The following is a 23,488-nucleotide window of genomic DNA, read 5'->3' as shown; positions in this document are numbered from 1 at the left end:
GTAACAGAGATTCCCCCTGTAACAAGACCTCGACGCTTGTGACAACGACGCCAACGGCCAGACAGATGGGGCGACACAGGAGTGCAGCGCATGATGCGCGCTTCCGTCGTCTGCCCTTCCTGCGCCCGCAGCCCGACTAGAGGGAATCCACAGAGCCTGGGGAGGTTCACTGAAATGTTGTATGACAAATCCCTTGAAAAGGATAACTGTGGTTTCGGCCTCATCGCCCATATAGAAGGCGAACCTAGCCACAAGGTAGTGCGTACTGCGATCCACGCGCTGGCTCGTATGCAACACCGTGGTGCGATTCTTGCCGATGGCAAGACCGGCGACGGCTGTGGTCTGTTATTACAAAAACCTGACCGCTTTTTCCGCGTCGTAGCAGAAGAGAAAGGCTGGCGTCTGGCGAAGAACTACGCCGTCGGCATGCTGTTCCTCAGCCATGATGAAGAAGAAGCTCAGGCAAGCCGCCGCATTGTAGAAGAGGAAGTGATTCGCGAAACCCTCTCCGTGGTCGGCTGGCGCGATGTGCCCGTCAATCAGGACGTGCTGGGCGAGATTGCTCTCTCCTCTATGCCGCGCATCCAGCAGCTGTTTATCAACGCGCCGGCAGGCTGGCGTCCACGCGATATGGAGCGCCGTCTCTATATGGCACGCCGACGCGCAGAAAAGCGCATGGAGCAGACCGACGATAAAGCGTTCTACATTTGTAGCTTCTCGAATCAGGTCAATATTTACAAAGGCCTGTGTATGCCGGCCGATCTGCCGCGTTTCTATCTCGATCTGGCGGATCTGCGCCTTGAATCGGCAATCTGCCTGTTTCACCAGCGCTTCTCCACCAACACCGTGCCGCGCTGGCCACTGGCCCAGCCGTTCCGCTATATGGCGCACAACGGCGAAATCAATACCATTGCCGGTAACCGCCAGTGGGCGCGTGCGCGTGCCTACAAATTTAACACTCCGCTGATCCCTGATTTGCAGAACGCTGGGCCGTTTGTAAACGAAACCGGCTCTGACTCCAGCTCTATGGATAACATGCTGGAGCTGTTTCTTAATGGCGGCATGGACCTGGTGCGTGCGATGCGGCTGCTGGTTCCGCCCGCCTGGCAGAACAACCCGGATATGGATCCCGAGTTGCGCGCTTTCTTTGACTTCAACTCCATGCATATGGAGCCGTGGGACGGCCCGGCAGGCATCGTAATGTCCGATGGTCGCTATGCGGCCTGTAACCTGGACCGTAATGGTCTGCGCCCGGCGCGCTATGTGATCACTAAAGACAAGCTGATCACCTGCGCCTCGGAAGTTGGCATCTGGGATTATCAGCCGGACGAAGTTGTCGAAAAAGGCCGCGTAGGCCCGGGCGAACTGATGGTGATTGACACCCGTATCGGGCGCATCCTGCATTCAGCGGAAACGGACAACGATCTCAAAAGCCGTCATCCCTACAAAGAGTGGATGGAGAAGAACGTTAAGCGCCTGGTGCCGTTTGAAGATTTGCCTGACAATCAGGTCGGCAGCCGCGAGCTGGACGATGCGCAGCTGGCGACCTGGCAGAAGCAGTTTGCCTACAGCAGCGAAGAGCTGGATACCATTATTCGCGTGCTGGGCGAGAACGGTCAGGAAGCGGTCGGCTCTATGGGCGACGACACGCCATTTGCCGTGCTCTCCAGCCGTCCGCGCATTATCTATGACTACTTCCGCCAGCAGTTCGCGCAGGTAACAAACCCGCCGATCGATCCGCTGCGCGAAAACCACGTGATGTCGCTGGCGACCAGCATTGGCCGTGAAATGAACGTCTTCTGCGAAGCGGAAGGTCAGGCACACCGCGTGAGCTTTAAATCCCCTATTCTGCTGTGGTCTGACTTTAAGCAGCTGACCACAATGGAAGGCGAATACTATCGCGCCGACACGCTCGACTGCACCTTTGATCCGGCCACCCAGACGCTGGAGCAGGCGATGCATGCGCTGTGTGATGAAGCGGAGCGTATGGTCCGCAATGGCACCGTGCTGCTGGTGCTCTCCGATCGTGCCATCAGCGAAAGCCGCCTGCCGGTGCCTGCGCCCATGATCGTCGGCGCGGTGCAAACGCGACTGGTTGAGAAGAGCCTGCGCTGCGACGCCAACATCATCGTTGAAACCGCCAGCGCACGCGATCCCCACCACTTTGCGGTGCTGCTCGGCTTCGGTGCCACGGCGATCTATCCCTATCTGGCCTATGAGTCGCTGGCGAAGATGGTCGACAGCAACGTCATTGAGAAAGATTATCGTGCCGTGATGCTGAACTACCGTAATGGCATCAATAAAGGTCTCTACAAGATCATGTCCAAGATGGGCATCTCAACCGTCGCCTCGTATCGCTGCTCGAAACTGTTCGAAGCGGTCGGTCTGCATGCTGATGTGTCGGGTCTCTGCTTCCAGGGCGTGGTCAGCCGTATCAGCGGCGCAAACTTTGCTGACTTCCAGCAGGACCTGGTTAACCTGGCAAAACGCGCCTGGCTTCAGCGTAAACCGCTGGATCAGGGGGGGCTGCTTAAATATGTGCACGGCGGCGAGTACCACGCTTACAACCCGGATGTAGTCGGCACGCTGCAACGCGCCGTTGAGAGCGGCGAGTACAGCGACTATCAGGCCTACGCCAGGCTGGTTAACGAGCGCCCGGTGGCGACGCTGCGCGATCTGCTGGCGCTGCAGCCCGGTACCGAATCGATCCATATCGATGAGGTCGAGCCAGCCAGCGAGCTTTATAAGCGTTTTGATACCGCCGCGATGTCAATCGGCGCACTCAGCCCCGAAGCACACGAGGCGCTGGCCGAAGCGATGAACTCGCTTGGCGGTTACTCCAACTCCGGCGAGGGCGGCGAAGATCCGGCGCGCTACGGCACAAACAAAGTTTCGCGCATCAAGCAGGTCGCTTCAGGCCGCTTCGGCGTGACGCCAGCTTACCTGGCAAACGCTGATGTGATTCAGATTAAAGTGGCTCAGGGGGCGAAACCGGGCGAAGGCGGTCAGTTGCCGGGCGATAAAGTGACACCTTATATCGCGAAGCTGCGCTATTCCGTACCGGGCGTCACGCTGATTTCGCCACCGCCGCATCACGATATCTACTCGATTGAGGATCTGGCGCAGCTGATTTTCGACCTCAAACAGGTCAACCCGAAGGCAATGATCTCAGTGAAACTGGTTTCTGAGCCAGGCGTCGGTACTATCGCCACTGGCGTAGCAAAAGCCTATGCCGACCTGATCACCATTGCGGGCTATGACGGCGGCACGGGTGCCAGCCCGTTAAGCTCGGTGAAATATGCGGGCTGTCCCTGGGAGCTGGGTCTGGTCGAAACGCAGCAGGCGCTGGTTTCCAACGGCCTGCGTCACAAAATTCGTTTGCAGGTGGATGGCGGCCTGAAAACCGGTCGCGACATCATCAAAGCGGCCATTCTCGGTGCGGAAAGCTTTGGCTTTGGTACCGGCCCGATGGTGGCGCTGGGCTGTAAATACCTGCGTATTTGCCACCTCAATAACTGTGCAACCGGCGTGGCAACTCAGGATGACAAGCTGCGTAAGAATCACTATCACGGCCTGCCGTTCAAAGTGACAAACTACTTTGAATTTATTGCGCGTGAAACCCGCGAGATCATGGCCAGCCTGGGCGTAAAACGCCTGACTGACCTGATCGGCCGCACTGACCTGCTGAAAGAGCTGGATGGCTTCACCGCCAAGCAGCAGAACCTGGATCTTTCGTCACTGCTGAAAACGGCAGCGCCGATGCCGGGCAAAGCGCTGCACTGCACCGAAAGTTGCAACCCCCCCTTCGATAAGGGCGAGTTGAACAAAGCGCTGCACGATCAGGCGATGCCGTTTGTCGAAGCGAAACAGAGCAAGACTTTCTTTTTCGATATTCGCAACACCGATCGCTCCGTGGGCGCGACGCTCTCAGGTGCAATCGCAGCGATCCACGGCGATCAGGGGCTGGCAGCCGATCCGATTCGTGCGCACTTTTCTGGCACGGCCGGACAGAGCTTTGGCGTCTGGAACGCAGGCGGTGTTGAGCTGACGCTGACCGGTGATGCCAACGACTATGTGGGTAAAGGCATGGCGGGCGGTATGCTGGCAATTCGTCCTCCGGTCGGCTCAGCGTTCCGTAGCCATGAAGCCACAATCGCGGGCAATACCTGTCTTTACGGTGCAACAGGCGGCAAGCTGTTCGCCGCCGGCCGTGCAGGTGAGCGTTTCGCAGTACGTAACTCCGGTGCCATCACCGTGGTAGAAGGCATTGGCGACAATGGTTGTGAATATATGACCGGCGGTATCGTCTGCGTGCTGGGCCGTACCGGCGTTAACTTCGGCGCAGGCATGACGGGCGGCTTCGCCTACGTGCTCGACGAAGACGGCGAGTTCCGCAAGCGCGTCAACCCGGAACTGGTAGAAGTGCTGAGCGTCGACGAGCTGGCGATCCACGAAGAGCACCTGCGCGGTCTGATCACCGAGCATGTGCAGTACACCGGCTCCAGCCGTGGCGAAGAGATCCTCGCCAACTGGCCGCTCTGGTCGACACGCTTCGCCCTGGTCAAACCCAAGTCCAGCGATGTTAAAGCCTTGCTGGGTCACCGCAGTCGTTCCGCAGCCGAGCTGCGTGTGCAGGCACAGTAATAGTTCGTCCCGTCTGGCGCCGCCCGCCAGACGGGATAGCCGTAAGAGGTTACGATGAGTCAAAACGTATATCAATTTATCGACTTACAGCGCGTTGACCCGCCCAAAAAGCCGCTGAAAATCCGTAAAATTGAGTTTGTAGAAATTTATGAGCCCTTTTCTGAGAGCCAGGCGAAGGCGCAGGCCGATCGCTGCCTCTCCTGCGGTAACCCTTATTGCGAGTGGAAGTGCCCGGTTCACAACTACATTCCTAACTGGCTGAAGCTGGCAAACGAAGGCCGCATTATGGAAGCGGCGGATCTGTCGCATCAGACCAACAGCCTGCCGGAAGTGTGCGGACGCGTTTGTCCGCAGGATCGCCTGTGTGAAGGCTCCTGTACCCTGAATGATGAGTTCGGCGCGGTGACCATCGGCAACATTGAGCGCTATATCAATGATAAAGCGATGGAGATGGGCTGGAAGCCCGATATGTCGCACGTCAAACCGACCGGCAAGCGCGTGGCTATCATCGGTGCAGGCCCGGCAGGTCTCGCCTGTGCCGACGTGCTGACGCGCAACGGCGTGAAAGCCGTGGTTTACGACCGTCATCCAGAAATCGGTGGCCTGCTGACCTTCGGCATTCCGTCCTTCAAGCTGGAAAAAGAGGTGATGGTGAAGCGCCGCAAGCTCTTTACCGAGATGGGCATTGAGTTTCAGCTTAATACCGAGGTAGGGCGCGACGTGCAGATGAGCGATCTGGTCAATGCCTATGATGCGGTATTCCTCGGCGTCGGCACCTATCAGTCAATGCGCGGCGGGCTGGAGAATGAAGATGCGCCAGGCGTCTACGACGCGCTGCCGTTCCTCATCGCGAACACCAAACATACGATGGGCTTCGCTCAGCAGGCGGAGCAGCCGTACATCAACATGGAAGGCAAGCGCGTGGTCGTGCTCGGCGGCGGTGATACGGCGATGGACTGTGTACGTACCTCAATTCGTCAGGGTGCAACGCACGTTACCTGTGCCTACCGTCGTGACGAAGCGAACATGCCGGGATCCAGACGTGAAGTGAAAAATGCGCGTGAAGAAGGCGTAGAGTTCCAGTTCAACGTGCAGCCGCTGGGTGTTGAAATCAACGCTAACGGCCGCGTAAGCGGCGTCAAAGTTGCACGGACTGAAATGGGCCAGCCCGATGAGGCAGGACGCCGTCGCGCCGAAATCGTGCCGGGTTCTGAGCATGTACTGCCCGCAGATGCAGTAGTTATGGCGTTTGGTTTCCGTCCGCATAAAATGGAGTGGCTCGCTGACTTTAGCGTAGAGCTGGACAGCCAGGGCCGCATTATTGCGCCAGAGCATGCCGAGAGCGCGCACCAGACCAGCAACCCGAAAATCTTCGCCGGTGGCGATGCGGTACGCGGTTCTGACCTGGTGGTTACGGCCATTGCGGAAGGCCGTAAAGCCGCAGAAGGCATCATGGACTATCTGGAAGTGTAATCGTCATCAGAGACAAAAAAGCCGGCTATTCAGCCGGCTTTTTTATGGGTTATTTCACCACGCGCAGTGACGGGCGATGGCCGCGCGGTGGCGGATCGTCGTCTGGCGAAGAGTCATCCTCGGCAACGGCGTCATCGGGACGATCGCCATCAATCACAGACATCACCGGATCGACCGATGCATCCTCTGTATCCTGTGTGCCCAGCTCATAGGCTGGTTCAGGCTCGAACATGGTACCCGCGCCGTTTTCACGCGCGTAGATAGCCAGAATCGCAGCCATTGGTACAGAGACCTGACGCGGTACGCCGCCAAAGCGCGCGTTAAAGCGCACTTCGTCATTGCCGAGCTCAAGATTGCCCACCGCGCGCGGCGCAATGTTCAGTACGATCTGACCATCACGGGCGTACTCAAGCGGCACCTGAACGCCTGGCAGATTGATATCGACCACCAGATGCGGCGTCAGCTGGTTATCGAGTAACCAGTCATAGAACGCGCGTAGCAGGTAAGGACGACGGGCCGAGAGTTGCGACATTTCCATACGTTAGCCCCGAACTTGCAGGCGCATTTCACGTTCTGCTTCTGTCAGCGAAGCGAGGAAGGAATCACGCTCAAACACGCGATTCATGTAGCCTTTCAGCTCTTTTGAACCTGAGCCCGCAAGATCGATGCCCATTGACGGCAAACGCCACAGCAGCGGTGCAAGATAACAGTCAACCAGGCTGAACTCTTCGCTCATAAAGAACGGGGTGCGAGCAAACAGTGGCGCAATCGCCAGCAGTTCTTCGCGCAGCTGCTTACGCGCCGCTTCAGCTTCCTGACCGCTGCTCTTTTCAATGGTATGCATCAGGCTGTACCAGTCCTGCTCGATGCGGTGCATCATCAGACGGCTTTCACCACGCGCAACCGGATAGACCGGCATCAGCGGCGGATGCGGGAAGCGCTCGTCCAGGTACTCCATAATGATGCGGGATTCATACAGCGTCAGTTCACGATCTACCAGCGTCGGCACAGTGCGATACGGGTTGAGGTCAATCAGATCCTGCGGCAGGTTATCCATTTCGACCTGCTCGATCTCCACGCTGACACCTTTTTCAGCCAGGACAATACGTACCTGATGGCTGAAAATGTCAGTGGGACCAGAAAACAGCGTCATTACCGAACGTTTGTTGGCAGCGACAGCCATGAAAACCTCCAAGTTTGTTCACAAAAAGTTACTGCGAATAGCCAACCACACGGCGACTCACCTGCTCAATCGTTCGCTCACAGCCCGCGCCAGTCACGTCATTCTGACATCCTGACAGTTGACCGATCTCACACGCTGACCTATGGGCGCAAAGTGACACACAGTTTACCAGATTTTGGGCAGCTTGTGGGCAGGGATTCGAGATTTGCGGGGAATTTGCGAGCAGTGCAGAGATTTTAGAGGCAAACCGGCGGGCTGTTTGGGAAAATAAAAAACCCGCCGAAGCGGGTTTTTTGAGCCAACTGCCGCAGCCGAAGCCGCAAACAATTAACGCTTGGAGAACTGCGGACGACGGCGTGCTTTACGCAGACCGACTTTCTTACGTTCAACCTGACGCGCATCACGGGTAACGAAGCCCGCTTTACGCAGTTCAGCACGCAGAGATTCGTCGTATTCCATCAGAGCGCGGGTGATACCGTGACGGATCGCACCTGCCTGACCAGAAATACCACCACCTTTAACGGTGACGTACAGATCGAATTTACCAACCAGATCCAGCAGCTCAAGCGGCTGACGAACGACCATGCGGGCAGTTTCGCGACCGAAGTACTGCTCCAGTGAACGTTGGTTGATAACGATGTTGCCACTGCCCGGCTTAATGAATACGCGAGCGGTAGAGCTTTTGCGGCGACCAGTGCCGTAGTTTTGAGTTTCAGCCATTGCCTGTAATCCCGATTAAATGTCAAGAACTTGCGGTTGCTGTGCCGCATGGTTGTGCTCGTTGCCCGCGTAAACTTTCAGTTTACGGAACATTGCACGGCCCAGCGGACCCTTCGGCAGCATGCCTTTAACCGCGATTTCAATCACACGCTCAGGACGGCGAGCAATCATCTCTTCAAAGGTCGCCTGTTTGATACCACCGATGTGGCCAGTGTGGTGATAGTAAATCTTGTCAGAACGCTTGTTGCCGGTAACGGCGACTTTGTCAGCGTTCAGAACGATGATGTAATCACCAGTATCAACGTGCGGAGTGTATTCCGCTTTGTGCTTACCACGCAGACGGCGCGCCAGTTCAGTCGCCAGGCGACCCAAGGTTTTGTCCGTTGCGTCAACAACATACCAGTCACGCTGTACGGTTTCTGGTTTAGCTGTAAAAGTTTTCATCGAAAAGCTTACCCAAATTAAGTTACACGTTGGTGAAAACCCAAACGCTTAAGTAAACGGTTGAGGCTCACACGACCATTTTGACCAGCAAGCCCACCCCTTCGGATAGAGTTACCGGAGCACAACGGATTCGGGAAATAAATCCAGTTGCTGTAACGTGGGGTCGCAAGATTATAGAGAAGTCGATTACAAAAATCGAACCCTATTTGATCTTTTTCTTGCGCGACCTCAAGGCAGATGCGGCAGACGCAAATACTCTTCGCTCTGCATTTCCTGCAGACGCGACAGGCAGCGCTGATACTCAAATTTCAGCCGCGTGCCCTGGTAGATTTCAAACAGTGAGGTTTCTGCCGCGACCACCAGTTTCACATGACGCTCATAGAACTCATCCACCAGCGCCAGAAAGCGGCGGGCCTGATCTTCCGTCTTATAAATCATCACCGGCACATTGTAGAGCAGCACGCTGTGAAAACGGCGCGACAGCTCGATATAGTCGTGCTGGCTGCGCCCTTCCCCACACAGCGTCAGGAAGTCGATTGCCAGCACCCCTTCGCTCACACCTAACGTCGGCATCTGGCGATGGTTAATCTCCAGCACCGGTGCCTCCTCACGCGCGTGGCCCGCCAGCGCCTTAAACATTCGCTCCATCTCGGCGTGCGTTGCCTCATTCAGCGGCGCGTTCCACAGATGCGCCGATGTCAAAGTGCGCAGCCGATAGTCAATGCCGGCGTCCACATTCATCACGTCACAGTGCTGTTTAATCTGCTCAATGGCGGGCAGAAATCGGGCGCGCTGTAATCCATTGCGATAGAGATCGTCCGGCGGAATATTAGAGGTGGCGACCAGCGTGATGCCGCGAGCGAACAGCGCTTCCATCAGCGTGCCGAGCAGCATGGCATCGGTAATATCAGAGACGAAAAATTCATCAAAGCAGAGAATGTCCGTTTCCGCTTTAAAGCGGTCAGCAATGATCAGCAGTGGATCGCTCTGCCCCTGTAGCTGGGTCAGCTCTTCATGCACGCGCAGCATAAAGCGATGAAAGTGCAGGCGCAGCTTACGATTGCCAGGAATCGACTGAAAAAACAGATCCATGACCCAGGTTTTACCGCGCCCTACGCCACCCCACATATAGAGACCGCGCACGGGCGGCTGGGATACGCTTTTCTCTTTGCCCATCAGCCGTGACAGGCGGCCAAAGAGTCCTTTGCCGCTGGCGGGTGCATCAGACTGGCGTGCGATAAGCGCCTGCTGAACGGTGTTTAATCGGGTGATGGCATCGCGTTGTACACGATCGGGTTTAAAGTCGCCCTGCGACAGCGCCTGCTCATAGCGCGCAAGCGGAGATGAGGTTTGCATGGTTCTCTCAGAATCCCTGAAAAAGGTCTTATTCACAGTTCGGTTGACGAAAAAAAGGCCGCTCTACACTAAGGCATGCCGCCTCAGAGTTCCACATCCATAAGATTAACGGGTATAGTGGCTACTATTGGAAAGGTGGATGCCCTACAAACAACGGAAATTACATGGGAGTCATTATGACCTGGGAATACGGGCTTATTGGTTTAGTTATTGGCATTATTGTCGGCGCGGTTGCCATGCGTTTCGGTAACAGAAAACTGCGCGAGCAGCGCAGCATGCAGTATGAGCTGGAGAAGACCAAGGCAGAGCTGGCGGATTACCGCGAAGAGCTGACTAACCACTTCGCACAGAGCGCTGAGCTGCTGGATAACATGGCGCGTGATTACCGTCAGCTTTATCAGCACATGGCAAAAGGATCGAACGATCTGCTGCCAAACCTGCCGGGCGAGAAAAACCCCTTTGCCTATCAGCTAACCGAAGCGGAAGCGGATAACGATCAGGCGCCGGTACAGATGCCGCGCGACTACTCCGAAGGCGCTTCTGGCCTGCTGCGTGGCGAACGTCCCGCACGCGACTAATCTTACTGGGGCGTAAACCTGTTACGCCCCGCTTTTTTGCGAACCCAGACCCTGAATCGGCTGTCACATACCTTTACTCCCCCACTTTTTGCAGCGAGAGCGTGGTAGCAATGAAAAAACAATTAAGCGCATTAGCCCTGAGTATTGCCATGGGCCTGGCCGCAGCGCCTGCTGCGATGGCAACGTTGCCCGCACAGATTCAGGGCCAGCCCTTACCCAGCCTTGCACCGATGCTGGAAAAAGTGTTGCCTGCAGTTGTCAGCGTGCACGTTGAAGGCACCGAGACCGCCAGTCAGGCACAGGATATTCCTGAGCCGTTAAAACGCTTCTTTGGTCAGGGGCCGGGTGGCGACCAGGCACAGCCGTTTGAGGGGTTAGGCTCTGGCGTTATTATTGATGCCGCTAAAGGCTATATCCTCACCAACAACCACGTTGTTAACGGCGCTGACAAAATCAGCGTGCAGCTTGGCGACGGTAGCGAATATGACGCCAAACTGATTGGTCACGACGAACAGACGGACATCGCCCTGATTCAGGTTGAGGGTGCGAAGAACCTGACGCAGGTGAAAATCGCCGATTCCGATCAGCTGAAAGTCGGCGACTTTGCTGTGGCCATCGGCAATCCGTTTGGTCTGGGCCAGACCGCGACCTCCGGCATTATCTCTGCGCTGGGCCGCAGCGGCCTGAATCTTGAGGGGCTGGAGAACTTTATCCAGACCGACGCCGCCATCAACCGCGGCAACTCTGGAGGAGCGCTGGTCAACCTGAACGGCGAGCTGATCGGTATTAACACTGCAATTCTTGCCTCGAGCGGCGGCAACATTGGCATCGGCTTCGCCATTCCCAGCGATATGGCAATGAACCTGGCACAGCAGCTGATTAAATTTGGCGAAGTGAAGCGTGGCCAGCTGGGTATCAAAGGCACTGAGATGACGGCCGATATCGCCAAAGCGTTTAACGTTGACGCCCAGCGCGGCGCGTTTGTCTCTGAGGTGCTGCCGCAGTCTGCTGCGCAGAAGGCAGGCATCAAATCTGGCGATATTATCACTTCAATCAACGACAAGCCGATCACCAGCTTTGCAGAACTGCGCGTGAAGGTGGGAACCACCGCGCCTGGTGAGAAAGTGAAACTGGGCCTGCTGCGTGACGGCAAGCCGCTGACGGTCGACGTTACGCTTGAGCAGAGCGCGCAAACCACCGCCAGTGCGCAGCTAATGTCTCCGGCGCTGCAGGGCGCAACGCTGAGCGATGGTGCAACCAAAACGGGCGATAAAGGCGTGAAGATCGACAGCATCGATAAAGGCACGGCGGCCGAACAGGTTGGCCTGCAAAAAGATGACGTTATCGTTGGGGTTAACCGCACTCGCGTCACCAGCCTGGCTGAAATGCGTAAGGTGCTGGAAGGCAAACCTCCGGTGCTGGCGCTAAATGTCGTGCGCGGCGACGAGTCTATCTATCTGCTTCTGCGTTAATCCTCTCTGACAGGCGGACAACACAAGCGCGTGTTTGTTCGCCTTTCTCGTGTTATTCTGCCCTGCGATCTCTCCTGGCGTAAGTTAACACCATGTTTCTTAAACTTTTGCGTTCAGTGGTGTTGGGTATGATTGTCGCGGGCATTTTGCTTGCGGCGCTGCCCGCACTGCGCATGGGCGGCACCAGCGCCCTTCTCAGCCATGATGACAGTAACGACCAAACGCCATTCAGCTTTAATGCTGGGGTGCGCCGTGCCGTGCCCGCCGTCGTTAACGTTTACAACCGAAGCGCGCACGGCAATAACAACCGTGGTATTACGACGCTGGGTTCCGGCGTGATCATGAACGTCAAAGGCTACATCCTTACCAACAAGCACGTAATCAACAACGCCGATCAGATTATCGTCGCGCTCCAGGATGGCCGCTTTTTTGAGGCTACGCTGGTAGGCTCTGATGCCATGACCGATCTGGCGGTGTTAAAGATCACCGCGTCCAGCCTGCCGGTGATCCCGATCAATCCCCAGCGTGTACCGCACATCGGCGACGTCGTGATGGCCATCGGCAATCCCTACAATCTGGGTCAGACGGTAACGCAGGGCATTATCAGCGCCACCGGCCGCGTTGGGCTGAGCTCATCAGGTCGCCAGAACTTTCTGCAGACCGACGCGTCAATTAACCAGGGTAACTCCGGCGGCGCACTAATCAATTCGCTGGGCGAACTGATGGGCATCAACACCCTGACCTTCGATAAAAGCAACGATGGTGAAACGCCCGAGGGCATCGGTTTCGCTATCCCTACCGCCCTGGCCAGCAAGATTATGGACAAGCTGATCCGTGACGGTCGGGTTATCCGCGGCTATATCGGCATTACCGGCCGTGAGCTGCCTGCGCTGCACAATCAGGGAAGCGGCATCGACCACGTTCAGGGCATTATTGTCAGTGTGGTGACGCCAGACGGACCGGCCGAGAAAGCAGGCGTGCAGGTTAATGACGTGCTGCTGAGCGTCAACGGTAAACCGGCTGTCTCTGCACAGGAGACGATGGATCAGGTGGCAGAAATTCGTCCGGGATCGGTGATTAAGGTTGAAGTGCTGCGCAACGATCAGAAGCTGACGCTGCCGGTGACGATTCAGGAGTTTCCCGACAGCGGGAGCTAAGGCTGAGGACGGCGCAGCCATAGCTGCGCGTCGTGCGGCAGACCGCCCAGGAGGCGGTCTGAAGAGATTTGCGCCTTGCCGCATCCAGTGCGCAGCTCAACGTCAGAAAGGCGCCTGACGCGGCATGCGCGGGCAGCGCCCCGCCCGCTATCGCATGCCCGCCCTGACCAGACGCATCACACTCTTTTCTAGCTACGATCCACCGGAAATGCGATGACCTCGCTCAGCGAGTCCGCCTTCAGCGCAAGCATAATCAGACGATCGACGCCCAGCGCCACGCCAGAACAGGCGGGCATACCATGCGTTAGCGCATCCAGCAGCAGGGTATCGACAGGGTGCTGTGGGAGTCCGCGCGCCGCGCGTCGGCGGTTATCCTGCTCGAAACGCTGACGCTGCTCACGGCTGTCGGTCAGTTCACGAAAACCGTTCGCCAGCTCCACGCCTTTGTAATAGACCTCAAAACGTTCTGCCACGCGGTGATCTTCCGTACTGATTTCAGCCAACGCCGCCTGACTGGCAGGAAAGTGATATACAAAGGCCGGCTTATCCATGCCAATTTTGGGTTCCACGCCCAGCATAAACAGCAGCATCAGCAGGGTATCCCGGTCCTCTTCCCGACTCGCCAGCTCGCCCTCGCCCAGCTTCTCCGCCGCCTCACGCAGCTGCGCTTTATCGGCAGACAGCGGATCAAGATCCAGATGGCGAATAAACGCCTGCTGATAAGAGAGTGACTCTGCGCTGTCGCACTCCAGCACCTGCTGAAGCAGATCGTCCACCTCATTCATCAGGCGGTACATATCGTAGTGTGGGCGATACCACTCCAGCATGGTGAACTCTGGATTATGGTGACGGCCGGCCTCTTCGTTACGAAAACAGCGACCCATCTGATAGATCGGTCCACTGCCCGCCGCCAGCAGCCGCTTCATGTGGTATTCCGGGCTGGTCATCAGCCAGAGATCGCGCCCCTGCGTCGCACCGGGACCAACAAAACGCGTCTGGAACGGCACCAGATGAATATCGGTAACGGTCGCCTGGCTCATGGCGGGAGTATCCACTTCGAGCACGCCGCGATCGGCAAAGAAACGTCGAATTTCCGCGAGGATAGCCGCACGTTTCAACAAATTGGCAATAGATGCGCTCGGCTGCCAGCTTGCCGTTTCGCTCATAGTGATGACTCCGTATACAAATAAGGGGTGGAAGTCTACCTGCATTGCCGTCGGCAGACAATCTGCCGCCCACATCCAGAGAAAAATCACAGCGGCAACTATACTTACTCTGTTTAACCAAAAAGGAATCGCTTATGTCCCCATGGAAAACCTTTATTGCAGGACTGGGCTCAGTGCTGTCAGTAGCCTGCTCCACCACACCGCCGAAAAACGTTACCGTTGTCGAAGGGTTCGATAGCCAACGTTATCTTGGCACCTGGTACGAAATCGCCCGCCTCGATCATCGCTTCGAACGTGGCCTTGAACAGGTTACCGCCACCTACAGCCCGCGCGATGATGGCGGCCTCAAGGTGATTAATCGTGGTTATAAGCCGCAGAAGCAGAAATGGCAGGAGAGCGTCGGCAAAGCCTATTTCACTGGCGATCCGCAGCGGGCGTCGCTGAAAGTCTCGTTCTTTGGGCCTTTTTATGGCGGGTATAATGTGATCGCGCTGGATAAGGACTACCGCTATGCGCTGGTCTGTGGGCCGAATCGCCACTATCTGTGGATTCTGTCACGCACGCCGCAGCTTGATGAAAGTGTGAAGCAGAAACTGGTTGAGCAGGCGCGGCAGGCAGGCTTTCCGGTAAACGAGCTGATTTGGGTGAAGCAGAAATAACCGGTACGAAAATCGTACCGGCTACAGAGATTACTGCGCAGTACGCTGAATAGCCTGGCCGCCCGCTTCTACATCCTCGCCTACACCACGCGTGGTGTTACAGGCGGACAGCAGAGAAGAGAGCACCAGCACTGAAAAAATGGCAACAATACTTTTCTTTAACATGGCAATGTCCTTTTTGTGGTTGCAGTCAGGTACAGCGTTTTAAGCATAGACTGCTTATGGCTGAACGTACTGAAACACACAGAAAAAAGGTGATAAACCGGGACTATTTTGCCGCGCGTGAGATGGCGCCGCCGAGGTGGGAAACGTCTTCGCCGAAGCCGTGAAACGTATTGCAGGCGCTGAGCGCAGTAAGGGCCAGCAGCGCAAGAGTGAAAAGTTTTAGCTGTTTTTTCATTCTTCTTTACTCACCAGAAAAAAGGCGCATCCTGGGATGCGCCTTCGCACTTATTTCACGCGTGACACGTATTCGCCAGAGCGGGTGTCCACTTTAACCACTTCGCCAATCTGCACGAACAGCGGAACTTTAACCACTGCGCCAGTGGCCAGCGTAGCAGGCTTGCCGCCGGTACCTGCGGTATCACCTTTCAGGCCTGGATCGGTTTCAATCACTTCAGATTCGATAAAGTTCGGTGCCTGAACAGCGATAGCTTTGTTGTTCCACAGGGTGACGATACACTCTGCGTTGTCCTGCAGCCACTTCTGCACATCTTCCAGCACTTTTGATTCGACCTGATACTGCTCGAACGTTTCCGGGTGCATGAAGTAGAAGAAGTCGCCGTCGTTGTAAGAGTATTGCAGCGTCATATCGATAACATCTGCGCCTTCAGCTGAGTCAGTAGACTTGAAGGTTTTTTCAACGCGGGTGCCGGTCAGCAGACGACGCATTTTAACGCGGGCGAAAGCCTGGCCTTTACCCGGCTTAACGAATTCACTGGATTCGATGGCATACGGCTCGCCTTCGAACATGATTTTAAGACCGGAACGAAAATCGTTGCTAAGATAAGTCGCCATAAAGGCCCTCTGTAAATATTGAACTGGTAATAGCCAAAAAAATGGCACACATTGTAACCCTAAAAACCCCTTCCAGAGAAGATTGGTTGCAGCAACTTGCTGATGTTGTCACCGAACCTGATGAATTATTGCGACTTTTAGGCCTCGAGCAGCATGCCGAACTGGCGGCAGGCGGCGATGCGCGCCGTCTTTTCGCGCTGCGCGTGCCGCGCGCCTTTATTGCACGCATGACGCCGGGTGACGCGCAAGACCCCTTGCTGCTACAGGTTCTCACCCAGCGAGAAGAATTTACTCAGGCACCTGGCTACAGCACCGATCCGCTTGATGAGCAGAGCAGCGTTGTGCCGGGTTTATTGCATAAGTACAAAAATCGCGCGCTGCTGCTGGTCAAAGGCGGCTGTGCGGTTAACTGCCGCTACTGCTTCCGCCGTCACTTTCCCTATCAGGATAATCAGGGCAATAAGCGCAACTGGCAGACGGCGCTGGACTACATTGCCGCCCACCCTGAGCTGGATGAGATTATTTTTTCCGGCGGCGATCCGCTGATGGCAAAAGATCATGAACTGGCGTGGTTGATTGACGCGCTGGCACATATCCCGCACCTCAAACGCCTGCGTATTCACAGCCGCCTGCCGGTCGTCATTCCGGCGCGCATTACCGATGGGCTGTGCCAGATACTGGCCGAAACGCGTCTTCAGGTCTTAATGGTGACGCATATCAATCATGCACGGGAGATTGACGCGGCGCTGACGGAGGCGATGCAGCAGCTCCGGCGTGCGGGCGTGACGCTGCTCAATCAGAGCGTACTGCTGCGCGGGGTTAATGATAATGCCACGACCCTGGCCCGCCTGAGTAACGCGCTGTTTGATGCCGGTATACTGCCCTATTACCTGCATGTACTGGATAAAGTACAGGGCGCCGCCCACTTCTTTGTTTCTGATGAAGAAGCGCGGGCGCTGGTCCGTGAGCTGCTGAGCCAGGTATCGGGTTATATGGTGCCAAAGCTGGCAAGAGAGATTGGCGGCGAGCCGAGCAAGACGCCGCTCGACCTGCAGCTGCGTCAGGTATAGCGCATGAAAAAGGCCGGTTTTTACCGGCCTTTTTTATACAGCAGTTAATGCCATCAGGATTTAGCAGGACATTTATAAACCTGACCATTCATTTTGCTGTCCAGCGGCGCAAAGGCCGACCACATGTTTTGCGTTGGGCTGGTGGCACCATAAATTACGTTGCCGCCCATCTCCGCCGCGCGATTGCGCAGATCGTTCGCTGCGCCGCGCAGTGAACTGCCTTCGCCGCCTGAGCCGCTCAGCCAGTTGCTTTGTGAACCGGTGACATTACCCAGAAGCTGACAGTCACTGCCCGGCTGTTGATCGGTGAACGTGACACGCTCGCCACCTGCGCTCAGCTGGTGAGAGCTGCTGCATCCTGCCAGCAACAGAGTTCCAGCCGCCAGTCCGAGCAAGAGGTTAATCCGCATTGTAATCCCCATTTATTATCATCAGTATTGGGCGGCAGCGTAGCAGAAAAAAACGCCTTTTTTCTGCACATTCATTGCCCTGAGCCCACAAAGCCGAAGGTTTGCGCCCTTACTTATACCCTTTTCATCTGCAAAAGAAAAACCCCTGACCGTTTCCGATCAGGGGTTTTTCAGAGCGCAAAAGCGTCAGGGCAATTACATCATGCCGCCCATGCCGCCCATGCCACCCATACCGCCAGCACCAGCACCTAAGTCAGGCGCATCGCCTTTCGGCAGGTCAGTTACCATGCACTCAGTGGTGATCATCAGACCAGCAACAGAGGCAGCATACTGCAGAGCAGAACGGGTAACTTTAGTTGGGTCCAGGATACCGAAGTCGATCATGTTGCCGTACTCTTCGGTCTGGGCATTGTAACCGTAGTTACCGTCGCCGTTTTTCACGTTGTTTGCAACAACAGACGGCTCTTCACCGGCGTTAGAGACGATCTGACGCAGCGGAGCTTCCATTGCGCGCAGCGCAACTTTGATACCCACGTTCTGGTCTTCGTTCTGACCCTTCAGTTCAGTCAGCTGTGCTGCTACGCGCACCAGCGCGACGCCGCCACCAGCAACTACGCCTTCTTCTACCGCAGCACGGGTTGCGTGCAGGGCATCTTCAACGCGTGCTTTCTTCTCTTTCATTTCAACTTCAGTTGCTGCGCCCACTTTCAGAACGGCTACGCCGCCTGCCAGTTTCGCTACGCGCTCCTGCAGTTTTTCTTTGTCGTAGTCAGAAGTGGCTTCTTCGATCTGCTGACGGATCTGGGTCACGCGACCAGAAATAGCAGATTCTTCACCCACGCCATCGATAATGGTGGTGGTGTCTTTGTTGATCACCACGCGCTTAGCCTGGCCCAGATCTTCCAGCGCGGCTTTTTCCAGCTCCATACCGATCTCTTCAGAGATAACGGTACCGCCGGTCAGGATAGCGATATCCTGCAGCATTGCTTTACGACGGTCGCCAAAGCCCGGTGCTTTCACCGCAGCCACTTTCACGATACCGCGCATGGTGTTAACCACCAGGGTCGCCAGCGCTTCGCCTTCTACGTCTTCAGCAACGATCAGCAGCGGCTTGCCTGCTTTAGCAACGGCTTCCAGCACCGGCAGCATTTCGCGGATGTTGGAGATTTTTTTGTCAGCCAGCAGGATAAACGGCGATTCCAGCTCAACAGCACCGGTTTCCGGCTTGTTGATGAAGTACGGGGAGAGGTAGCCACGGTCAAACTGCATACCTTCAACCACGTCCAGCTCGTCCTGCAGACCGGTACCCTCTTCAACGGTGATAACGCCTTCTTTACCCACTTTTTCCATCGCCTGCGCGATCAGGGTACCGACGCTTTCATCGGAGTTGGCAGAAATGGTACCAACCTGGGCAATAGCTTTGGAGTCAGAGCATGGAACAGACAGCGCTTTCAGCTTCTCGACGGCCGCAACAACGGCTTTGTCGATACCACGCTTCAGATCCATCGGGTTCATACCCGCCGCAACGGCTTTCAGACCTTCGTTTACGATAGACTGAGCCAGTACGGTTGCGGTGGTGGTGCCGTCGCCTGCTGCGTCGTTCGCTTTAGAGGCAACTTCTTTCACCATCTGTGCACCCATGTTTTCGAACTTGTCTTCCAGCTCGATTTCACGCGCAACAGAAACACCATCTTTAGTGATGGTCGGTGCACCAAAAGATTTATCCAGAACCACGTTACGGCCTTTCGGGCCCAGGGTAACTTTTACTGCATCTGCCAGTACGTTCACGCCGCGCAGCATTTTTACACGCGCGTCATTACCGAATTTTACGTCTTTAGCTGCCATTTCAATTGTCCCTTAAATTCGTTTCGTTCAGTGAGTTTCGCGTCATTACGCTTCAACAATCGCCAGAATGTCGCTTTCAGAGATGATCAGCACTTCTTCGTTGTCGATCTTTTCGGTTTTAGCGCCATAACCTTCGCTAAAGATCACCAGGTCGCCAACTTTAACGTCCAGCGGTTTCACTTCACCATTTTCCAGGATGCGACCATTGCCCACGGCCAGAACTTCGCCACGGGTAGATTTGCCTGCTGCTGAGCCGGTCAAAACGATGCCGCCAGCTGATTTAGCTTCTACTTCTTTGCGCTTGACGATAACGCGATCGTGCAACGGACGAATTTTCATTAGATAGCTCTCCTTTGAGAAGTCCAATCATTCATTTTTGGGTTGAACGCCGGGCTGCAGGGCTTCCGGCCTCGTGGTGCAAGAGATAGGGTCGGCCAAATTCGCTTTCAAGGCCCCAGGGACAAATTTTTTACCTGGTTATGACAACTGCCCGTTTTTTACGCAAAAAAGACCGCTTTAGCGCCACGCATAAAAAAAGCGTGACACAGCGGTCACGCTTTTTTTTCCAGAAGAGACTTAGCGATCCTGTCGGTCGTCATGGCCGATACGATCGTTATCTTTTCGCTCATACTCGCCGTCAACGGTAAAGCCGCTGTCGGGGCCCGCGCCAGGACCGCGCCAGACGCGCAGGTGCGGCATCAGCTTCAGCGTCAAATGCTTTTGCACCGGTGGTAACAGCAGCAGCAGGCCGAGGAAGTCGGTGAAAAAGCCCGGCAGCAGCAGCAGGAAGCCGGCGATGATCAGCGACACGCTTTTAATCATCTCTTCAGCCGGGCTTTCATGACGTGCCAGCTTCTCCTGCATCAGCATAAAGTTTTTCATGCCCTGATTTTTCACCAGCGACACGCCCAGCGCCGAGGTAAAGATCACCAGTAGCATAGTCATCAGCACGCCCAGCGCATGAGCCACCTGAATAAACAGGGTGATCTCAATCCAGGCAAGCACAAAAATCACGATTAACGGTAACCAGCGCACCGTATTCTCCTTTTAGTCGGGCTGCCCGGCGTCAGGCAGGCAGCGAAAACGCCTTTTCAGACGGTATAGCAACGAGATGGGCCTGCCGCAGCGCTAATTCAACCGATGTTTTCAAATATTTACAGTGGGGTTAATTTTGTGCGTAACATCACATATCGCAGCTAAGCTAACGGTAATTAGAGCGTGAATAGCGATCCTGACTCGCGCTTTAGCCCGACGGCAGCATATGATCGTGCGCGCCAGAGGTCAGGCAGATACACTACGGACTCCGGCTTTCCACGACAAACTAACACATCACCTGTGATGGATAGCGCCAGCGCAAGCGGCCAATAACAAGAAGGTTACCATGGCAAATAACATTCGTATCGAAGAAGACCTGCTAGGCATGCGTGAAGTCCCCGCCGATGCCTATTACGGCGTTCATACTCTGCGTGCGATTGAAAATTTCCGTATCAGCAACAGTAAAATCAGCGACATTCCCGAATTTGTACGCGGCATGGTAATGGTGAAAAAAGCCGCCGCGCTCGCGAATAAAGAGCTGCAAACCATTCCACGCCATATCGCGAACACCATTATTCAAGCCTGTGATGAAGTACTGAATAACGGTAAATGCATGGATCAGTTTCCGGTCGACGTCTATCAGGGCGGCGCGGGCACCTCGGTCAATATGAACACCAATGAAGTGCTGGCCAATATTGGACTGGAGCTGATGGGCCATCAAAAAGGCGACTATCAGTTCCTTAATCCTAACGACCACGTCAACAAATGTCAGTCCACTAACGACGCCTACCCAACCGGCTTTCGCATCGCGGTTTATAGCTCCATTCTGAAACTGCTGGACGGCATCAGAGAGCTGGGCGAAGGGTTTGAGCGTAAAGCGGCTGAGTTTGAAACCATTCTCAAGATGGGCCGAACCCAGCTTCAGGATGCGGTGCCGATGACGCTGGGCCAGGAGTTTCATGCCTTTCACGTGCTGCTGAATGAAGAGACGCGCAGCATCCTGCGTACCGCGGAGCTGCTGCTGGAGGTGAATCTGGGCGCCACGGCAATCGGTACGCGCCTGAATACGCCAGACGGTTATCAACAGCTGGCGGTGCAGCGCCTCGCCGAGGTCAGCAACCTGCCGGTCATTCCGGCAGAAGATCTGATTGAAGCGACATCCGACTGTGGCGCGTACGTGATGGTGCACTCCTCGCTGAAACGTCTGGCGGTAAAGCTGTCGAAAATCTGTAACGACCTGCGCCTGCTCTCTTCCGGCCCGCGTGCCGGTCTGAATGAGATCAACCTGCCAGAGTTGCAGGCTGGCTCCTCCATCATGCCGGCCAAGGTCAACCCGGTGGTGCCTGAAGTCGTGAATCAGGTCTGCTTCAAGGTGATTGGCAATGACACCACCGTTACCATGGCCGCCGAAGCGGGTCAGCTCCAGCTTAACGTCATGGAACCCGTGATTGGCCAGGCGCTGTTTGAGTCGATCAGCATCCTGACAAACGCCTGCTATAACCTGCTGGAAAAATGCGTCAACGGCATCACGGCCAACAAAGCGGTGTGCGAGGCCTATGTCTTTAACTCTATCGGCATCGTGACCTACCTCAATCCTTACATTGGCCATCACAACGGCGATATTGTCGGCAAGATCTGTGCAGAAACCGGCAAAAGCGTGCGCGAGGTGGTGCTGGAGCGCGGGCTGCTAACCGAAAGCGAGCTGGATGATATTTTCTCGGTACAGAACCTGATGTTCCCGGCGTACAAGGCCAAACGTTACACTGACGAAAACGAACAGTAATCAGCCTGAAGAGATAAGAATAAAGGCGCGTCGCGATCAACACGGCGCGCCTTTTTATTTGCTACATAGCCTGCTGTTTTAGCACTCTTATGAGGTGACGAATGATCGTCGTTGAATTAGCGATCGTCCTGCTGGCGATCTGGTTGGGCGCGCGTCTGGGCGGCATTGGCATCGGCTTTGCTGGCGGACTGGGTGTGCTGGCGCTGACGCTGCTTTGCGGACTGAAACCCGGTGCCATCCCCTTTGACGTGATTGAAATTATCATGGCGGTGATTGCCGCCATCGCTGCCATGCAGGTCGCCGGTGGCATGGATTATCTGGTCAGTCTGGCAGAACGCCTGCTGCGCCGCCATCCGCGCTACGTTACGCTGCTTGCGCCGCTGGTGACCTACCTGATGACACTGCTGGCCGGCACCGGCCATACCGCCTTTTCCACGCTGCCCGTTATCGCTGAAGTGGCAAAAGAGCAAGGCGTTCGGCCGTCGCGCCCGCTCTCTGTCGCCGTCGTCGCGTCACAGATTGCGATTACCGCCTCGCCGCTGTCTGCGGCAGTGATCTTCTTTGCCTCGCTGCTGGAGCCGCGCGGCGTGAGCTATATCGCCCTGCTGGCGGTGGCGATTCCCTCGACCATGATCGGACTATTTCTGGCCGCGCTGGTCACAAACTTTCTCGGCAAAGAGCTGCACGAGGATGAGGTTTACCAGGCGCGCCTGGCCAGGGGCGAAGTACGGCTGCGCGGAGCCAGCCGCTATGAAGAGAAGCCCGGTGCAAAACGCTCGGTGCTGCTGTTTCTGGCGGGGATCGCTGCGGTCGTGCTCTACGCGACTGCCATCAGCGACGGTATCGGGCTGATTACCCAACCGCCCCTGCCGCGCAACGAGGCCATCGTGGTCTTTATGCTGACTATTGCCACGCTGATTTCGCTGCTTTGTCGAATCGACACCAGTGCTATCCTCAACGCCAGTACCTTTAAATCGGGCATGAGCGCCTGCGTCTGCGTGATGGGCGTGGCCTGGCTTGGTGACACCTTCGTTAAGGCGCATATCAGTGAGATCCAGCAGCTGGCAGGAGATTTACTGCATCAGGCGCCCTGGCTGCTGGCGGTGGCGCTGTTTTTCGCCTCCATGCTGCTCTATTCACAGGCGGCAACGGCTAAAGCCCTGATGCCCGCCGCGCTGCTGCTGGGGGTGTCGCCGCATACCGCCATCGCCTCTTTCGCCGCCGTTTCTGCGCTGTTCGTGCTGCCGACCTATCCGACGCTGCTCGCCGCCGTCGAAATGGACGACACCGGCTCGACGCGCATTGGCAAATATGTCTTTAACCACGCCTTTATCGTGCCGGGCGTGCTGGCGATTGCGCTGTCGGTGCTGTTCGGCTTTTTAATTGGCGGCCTGGTGCTGTAGCCTCTCACAGCCTGGAAAGCCTGCTGCGCAGTGTACGTGCTATCATCGGCGCTTTACCCAACGGGAGTGATGC

The 23,488-nt window shown here is 56.0% G+C and carries 22 protein-coding genes; 9 read left to right on the top strand and 13 right to left on the bottom strand.

Annotated features, from left to right (window positions below):
- The first annotated feature begins 174 nt into the window (after window positions 1–174).
- A complete protein-coding gene (gene gltB / locus HP564_RS11490; RefSeq protein ID WP_371243100.1) occupies window positions 175–4,644 on the top strand; it encodes a glutamate synthase large subunit in 4,470 nt (1,489 codons plus the stop codon).
- A gap of 54 nt (window positions 4,645–4,698) precedes the next feature.
- Window positions 4,699–6,117: a glutamate synthase small subunit gene (locus HP564_RS11485; RefSeq protein WP_371243098.1), complete on the top strand. Its 1,419-nt coding sequence runs from the start codon at window positions 4,699–4,701 to the stop codon at window positions 6,115–6,117.
- A gap of 49 nt (window positions 6,118–6,166) precedes the next feature.
- Here the strand turns inward: HP564_RS11485 and sspB are convergent, their stop codons facing one another.
- The 5 genes from sspB to zapE all read right to left on the bottom strand — a co-directional run bounded on the left by sspB (window position 6,167) and on the right by zapE (window position 9,820).
- On the bottom strand, window positions 6,167–6,655 hold the full coding sequence (sspB, locus tag HP564_RS11480) for a ClpXP protease specificity-enhancing factor (protein WP_371243096.1): 489 nt from the start codon (window positions 6,653–6,655) through the stop codon (window positions 6,167–6,169).
- 3 nt (window positions 6,656–6,658) lie between these two features.
- Complete coding sequence (gene sspA, locus HP564_RS11475; RefSeq protein WP_371243094.1) at window positions 6,659–7,300, bottom strand: stringent starvation protein SspA; 642 nt, start codon at window positions 7,298–7,300, stop codon at window positions 6,659–6,661.
- A gap of 327 nt (window positions 7,301–7,627) precedes the next feature.
- On the bottom strand, window positions 7,628–8,020 hold the full coding sequence (gene rpsI, locus HP564_RS11470; RefSeq protein ID WP_031375459.1) for a 30S ribosomal protein S9: 393 nt from the start codon (window positions 8,018–8,020) through the stop codon (window positions 7,628–7,630).
- Between the two features lie 15 nt (window positions 8,021–8,035).
- On the bottom strand, window positions 8,036–8,464 hold the full coding sequence (gene rplM, locus HP564_RS11465; protein WP_123798202.1) for a 50S ribosomal protein L13: 429 nt from the start codon (window positions 8,462–8,464) through the stop codon (window positions 8,036–8,038).
- A 228-nt stretch (window positions 8,465–8,692) separates the two neighbouring features.
- Window positions 8,693–9,820: a cell division protein ZapE gene (gene zapE, locus HP564_RS11460; protein WP_371243091.1), complete on the bottom strand. Its 1,128-nt coding sequence runs from the start codon at window positions 9,818–9,820 to the stop codon at window positions 8,693–8,695.
- Window positions 9,821–9,996: 176 nt separating this feature from the next.
- Here zapE and zapG point away from each other — a divergent pair, with 176 nt between their 5' ends.
- The 3 genes from zapG to degS all read left to right on the top strand — a co-directional run bounded on the left by zapG (window position 9,997) and on the right by degS (window position 13,027).
- Window positions 9,997–10,398, top strand: a complete 402-nt coding sequence (zapG, locus tag HP564_RS11455) for a Z-ring associated protein ZapG (protein WP_371243354.1) — start codon at window positions 9,997–9,999, stop codon at window positions 10,396–10,398.
- 110 nt (window positions 10,399–10,508) lie between these two features.
- Window positions 10,509–11,870 (top strand): serine endoprotease DegQ, encoded by a 1,362-nt coding sequence (gene degQ, locus HP564_RS11450; RefSeq protein ID WP_371243089.1) that lies wholly within the window; start codon window positions 10,509–10,511, stop codon window positions 11,868–11,870.
- 92 nt (window positions 11,871–11,962) lie between these two features.
- Complete coding sequence (gene degS, locus HP564_RS11445) at window positions 11,963–13,027, top strand: outer membrane-stress sensor serine endopeptidase DegS (protein WP_371243087.1); 1,065 nt, start codon at window positions 11,963–11,965, stop codon at window positions 13,025–13,027.
- Window positions 13,028–13,215: 188 nt separating this feature from the next.
- Here the strand turns inward: degS and epmA are convergent, their stop codons facing one another.
- Window positions 13,216–14,193, bottom strand: coding sequence for an elongation factor P--(R)-beta-lysine ligase (gene epmA, locus HP564_RS11440; RefSeq protein WP_371243085.1), 978 nt, complete (start codon window positions 14,191–14,193; stop codon window positions 13,216–13,218).
- Window positions 14,194–14,327: 134 nt separating this feature from the next.
- Between epmA and HP564_RS11435 the strand changes: the two genes are divergently transcribed.
- Window positions 14,328–14,852 (top strand): lipocalin family protein, encoded by a 525-nt coding sequence (locus HP564_RS11435; protein ID WP_371243083.1) that lies wholly within the window; start codon window positions 14,328–14,330, stop codon window positions 14,850–14,852.
- 30 nt (window positions 14,853–14,882) lie between these two features.
- Here the strand turns inward: HP564_RS11435 and HP564_RS11430 are convergent, their stop codons facing one another.
- The 3 genes from HP564_RS11430 to efp all read right to left on the bottom strand — a co-directional run bounded on the left by HP564_RS11430 (window position 14,883) and on the right by efp (window position 15,869).
- The gene (locus tag HP564_RS11430) at window positions 14,883–15,017 is read right to left on the bottom strand and encodes an entericidin A/B family lipoprotein (protein WP_033749247.1); all 135 of its coding nucleotides are present in this window, start codon (window positions 15,015–15,017) and stop codon (window positions 14,883–14,885) included.
- Between the two features lie 103 nt (window positions 15,018–15,120).
- Window positions 15,121–15,252, bottom strand: a complete 132-nt coding sequence (locus tag HP564_RS11425) for an entericidin A/B family lipoprotein (RefSeq protein ID WP_371243080.1) — start codon at window positions 15,250–15,252, stop codon at window positions 15,121–15,123.
- 50 nt (window positions 15,253–15,302) lie between these two features.
- Window positions 15,303–15,869 carry an elongation factor P gene (efp, locus tag HP564_RS11420; protein WP_371243078.1) on the bottom strand — a complete coding sequence of 189 codons (567 nt, stop codon included), beginning with the start codon at window positions 15,867–15,869 and terminating at the stop codon, window positions 15,303–15,305.
- Between the two features lie 41 nt (window positions 15,870–15,910).
- Here efp and epmB point away from each other — a divergent pair, with 41 nt between their 5' ends.
- Window positions 15,911–16,939 (top strand): EF-P beta-lysylation protein EpmB, encoded by a 1,029-nt coding sequence (gene epmB, locus HP564_RS11415; RefSeq protein WP_371243076.1) that lies wholly within the window; start codon window positions 15,911–15,913, stop codon window positions 16,937–16,939.
- Window positions 16,940–16,992: 53 nt separating this feature from the next.
- Here epmB and HP564_RS11410 read toward each other — a convergent pair whose 3' ends face one another.
- The 4 genes from HP564_RS11410 to HP564_RS11395 form a co-directional block, all read right to left on the bottom strand.
- The gene (locus tag HP564_RS11410; RefSeq protein ID WP_371243074.1) at window positions 16,993–17,349 is read right to left on the bottom strand and encodes a DUF4156 domain-containing protein; all 357 of its coding nucleotides are present in this window, start codon (window positions 17,347–17,349) and stop codon (window positions 16,993–16,995) included.
- Between the two features lie 195 nt (window positions 17,350–17,544).
- Window positions 17,545–19,194 (bottom strand): chaperonin GroEL, encoded by a 1,650-nt coding sequence (gene groL / locus HP564_RS11405; RefSeq protein WP_371243072.1) that lies wholly within the window; start codon window positions 19,192–19,194, stop codon window positions 17,545–17,547.
- Between the two features lie 45 nt (window positions 19,195–19,239).
- Entirely contained in the window at window positions 19,240–19,533 is a 294-nt protein-coding gene (locus HP564_RS11400) for a co-chaperone GroES (RefSeq protein WP_033749242.1), read from the bottom strand.
- 237 nt (window positions 19,534–19,770) lie between these two features.
- Window positions 19,771–20,229, bottom strand: a complete 459-nt coding sequence (locus HP564_RS11395; protein ID WP_371243070.1) for an FxsA family protein — start codon at window positions 20,227–20,229, stop codon at window positions 19,771–19,773.
- A 346-nt stretch (window positions 20,230–20,575) separates the two neighbouring features.
- Here HP564_RS11395 and aspA point away from each other — a divergent pair, with 346 nt between their 5' ends.
- Together aspA and HP564_RS11385 are read left to right on the top strand one after the other, a co-directional pair.
- The gene (aspA, locus tag HP564_RS11390; protein ID WP_371243068.1) at window positions 20,576–22,012 is read left to right on the top strand and encodes an aspartate ammonia-lyase; all 1,437 of its coding nucleotides are present in this window, start codon (window positions 20,576–20,578) and stop codon (window positions 22,010–22,012) included.
- A 101-nt stretch (window positions 22,013–22,113) separates the two neighbouring features.
- Window positions 22,114–23,415, top strand: a complete 1,302-nt coding sequence (locus HP564_RS11385; protein ID WP_371243066.1) for an anaerobic C4-dicarboxylate transporter — start codon at window positions 22,114–22,116, stop codon at window positions 23,413–23,415.
- Window positions 23,416–23,488: the final 73 nt, after the last annotated feature.

It is taken from the genome of Pantoea sp. KPR_PJ, assembly GCF_041386365.1.
Lineage (GTDB): Bacteria > Pseudomonadota > Gammaproteobacteria > Enterobacterales > Enterobacteriaceae > Pantoea.
The sequence above is the reverse complement of the archived record's forward strand: the minus strand, read 5'-3'. Positions and strand labels throughout refer to the sequence as shown.

What these genes read in the sequence shown, in the direction of transcription:
- zapE (WP_371243091.1), bottom strand. Translation starts at nt 9,820, where the DNA reads ATGCAAACCTCATCTCCGCTTGCGCGCTATGAGCAGGCGCTGTCGCAG.
- HP564_RS11400 (WP_033749242.1), bottom strand. Translation starts at nt 19,533, where the DNA reads ATGAAAATTCGTCCGTTGCACGATCGCGTTATCGTCAAGCGCAAAGAA.
- rpsI (WP_031375459.1), bottom strand. Translation starts at nt 8,020, where the DNA reads ATGGCTGAAACTCAAAACTACGGCACTGGTCGCCGCAAAAGCTCTACC.
- sspA (WP_371243094.1), bottom strand. Translation starts at nt 7,300, where the DNA reads ATGGCTGTCGCTGCCAACAAACGTTCGGTAATGACGCTGTTTTCTGGT.
- HP564_RS11430 (WP_033749247.1), bottom strand. Translation starts at nt 15,017, where the DNA reads ATGTTAAAGAAAAGTATTGTTGCCATTTTTTCAGTGCTGGTGCTCTCT.
- HP564_RS11385 (WP_371243066.1), top strand. Translation starts at nt 22,114, where the DNA reads ATGATCGTCGTTGAATTAGCGATCGTCCTGCTGGCGATCTGGTTGGGC.
- rplM (WP_123798202.1), bottom strand. Translation starts at nt 8,464, where the DNA reads ATGAAAACTTTTACAGCTAAACCAGAAACCGTACAGCGTGACTGGTAT.
- sspB (WP_371243096.1), bottom strand. Translation starts at nt 6,655, where the DNA reads ATGGAAATGTCGCAACTCTCGGCCCGTCGTCCTTACCTGCTACGCGCG.
- efp (WP_371243078.1), bottom strand. Translation starts at nt 15,869, where the DNA reads ATGGCGACTTATCTTAGCAACGATTTTCGTTCCGGTCTTAAAATCATG.
- groL (WP_371243072.1), bottom strand. Translation starts at nt 19,194, where the DNA reads ATGGCAGCTAAAGACGTAAAATTCGGTAATGACGCGCGTGTAAAAATG.
- epmB (WP_371243076.1), top strand. Translation starts at nt 15,911, where the DNA reads ATGGCACACATTGTAACCCTAAAAACCCCTTCCAGAGAAGATTGGTTG.
- aspA (WP_371243068.1), top strand. Translation starts at nt 20,576, where the DNA reads ATGGCAAATAACATTCGTATCGAAGAAGACCTGCTAGGCATGCGTGAA.
- degS (WP_371243087.1), top strand. Translation starts at nt 11,963, where the DNA reads ATGTTTCTTAAACTTTTGCGTTCAGTGGTGTTGGGTATGATTGTCGCG.
- HP564_RS11425 (WP_371243080.1), bottom strand. Translation starts at nt 15,252, where the DNA reads ATGAAAAAACAGCTAAAACTTTTCACTCTTGCGCTGCTGGCCCTTACT.
- gltB (WP_371243100.1), top strand. Translation starts at nt 175, where the DNA reads ATGTTGTATGACAAATCCCTTGAAAAGGATAACTGTGGTTTCGGCCTC.
- zapG (WP_371243354.1), top strand. Translation starts at nt 9,997, where the DNA reads ATGACCTGGGAATACGGGCTTATTGGTTTAGTTATTGGCATTATTGTC.
- HP564_RS11410 (WP_371243074.1), bottom strand. Translation starts at nt 17,349, where the DNA reads ATGCGGATTAACCTCTTGCTCGGACTGGCGGCTGGAACTCTGTTGCTG.
- HP564_RS11435 (WP_371243083.1), top strand. Translation starts at nt 14,328, where the DNA reads ATGTCCCCATGGAAAACCTTTATTGCAGGACTGGGCTCAGTGCTGTCA.
- epmA (WP_371243085.1), bottom strand. Translation starts at nt 14,193, where the DNA reads ATGAGCGAAACGGCAAGCTGGCAGCCGAGCGCATCTATTGCCAATTTG.
- HP564_RS11485 (WP_371243098.1), top strand. Translation starts at nt 4,699, where the DNA reads ATGAGTCAAAACGTATATCAATTTATCGACTTACAGCGCGTTGACCCG.
- degQ (WP_371243089.1), top strand. Translation starts at nt 10,509, where the DNA reads ATGAAAAAACAATTAAGCGCATTAGCCCTGAGTATTGCCATGGGCCTG.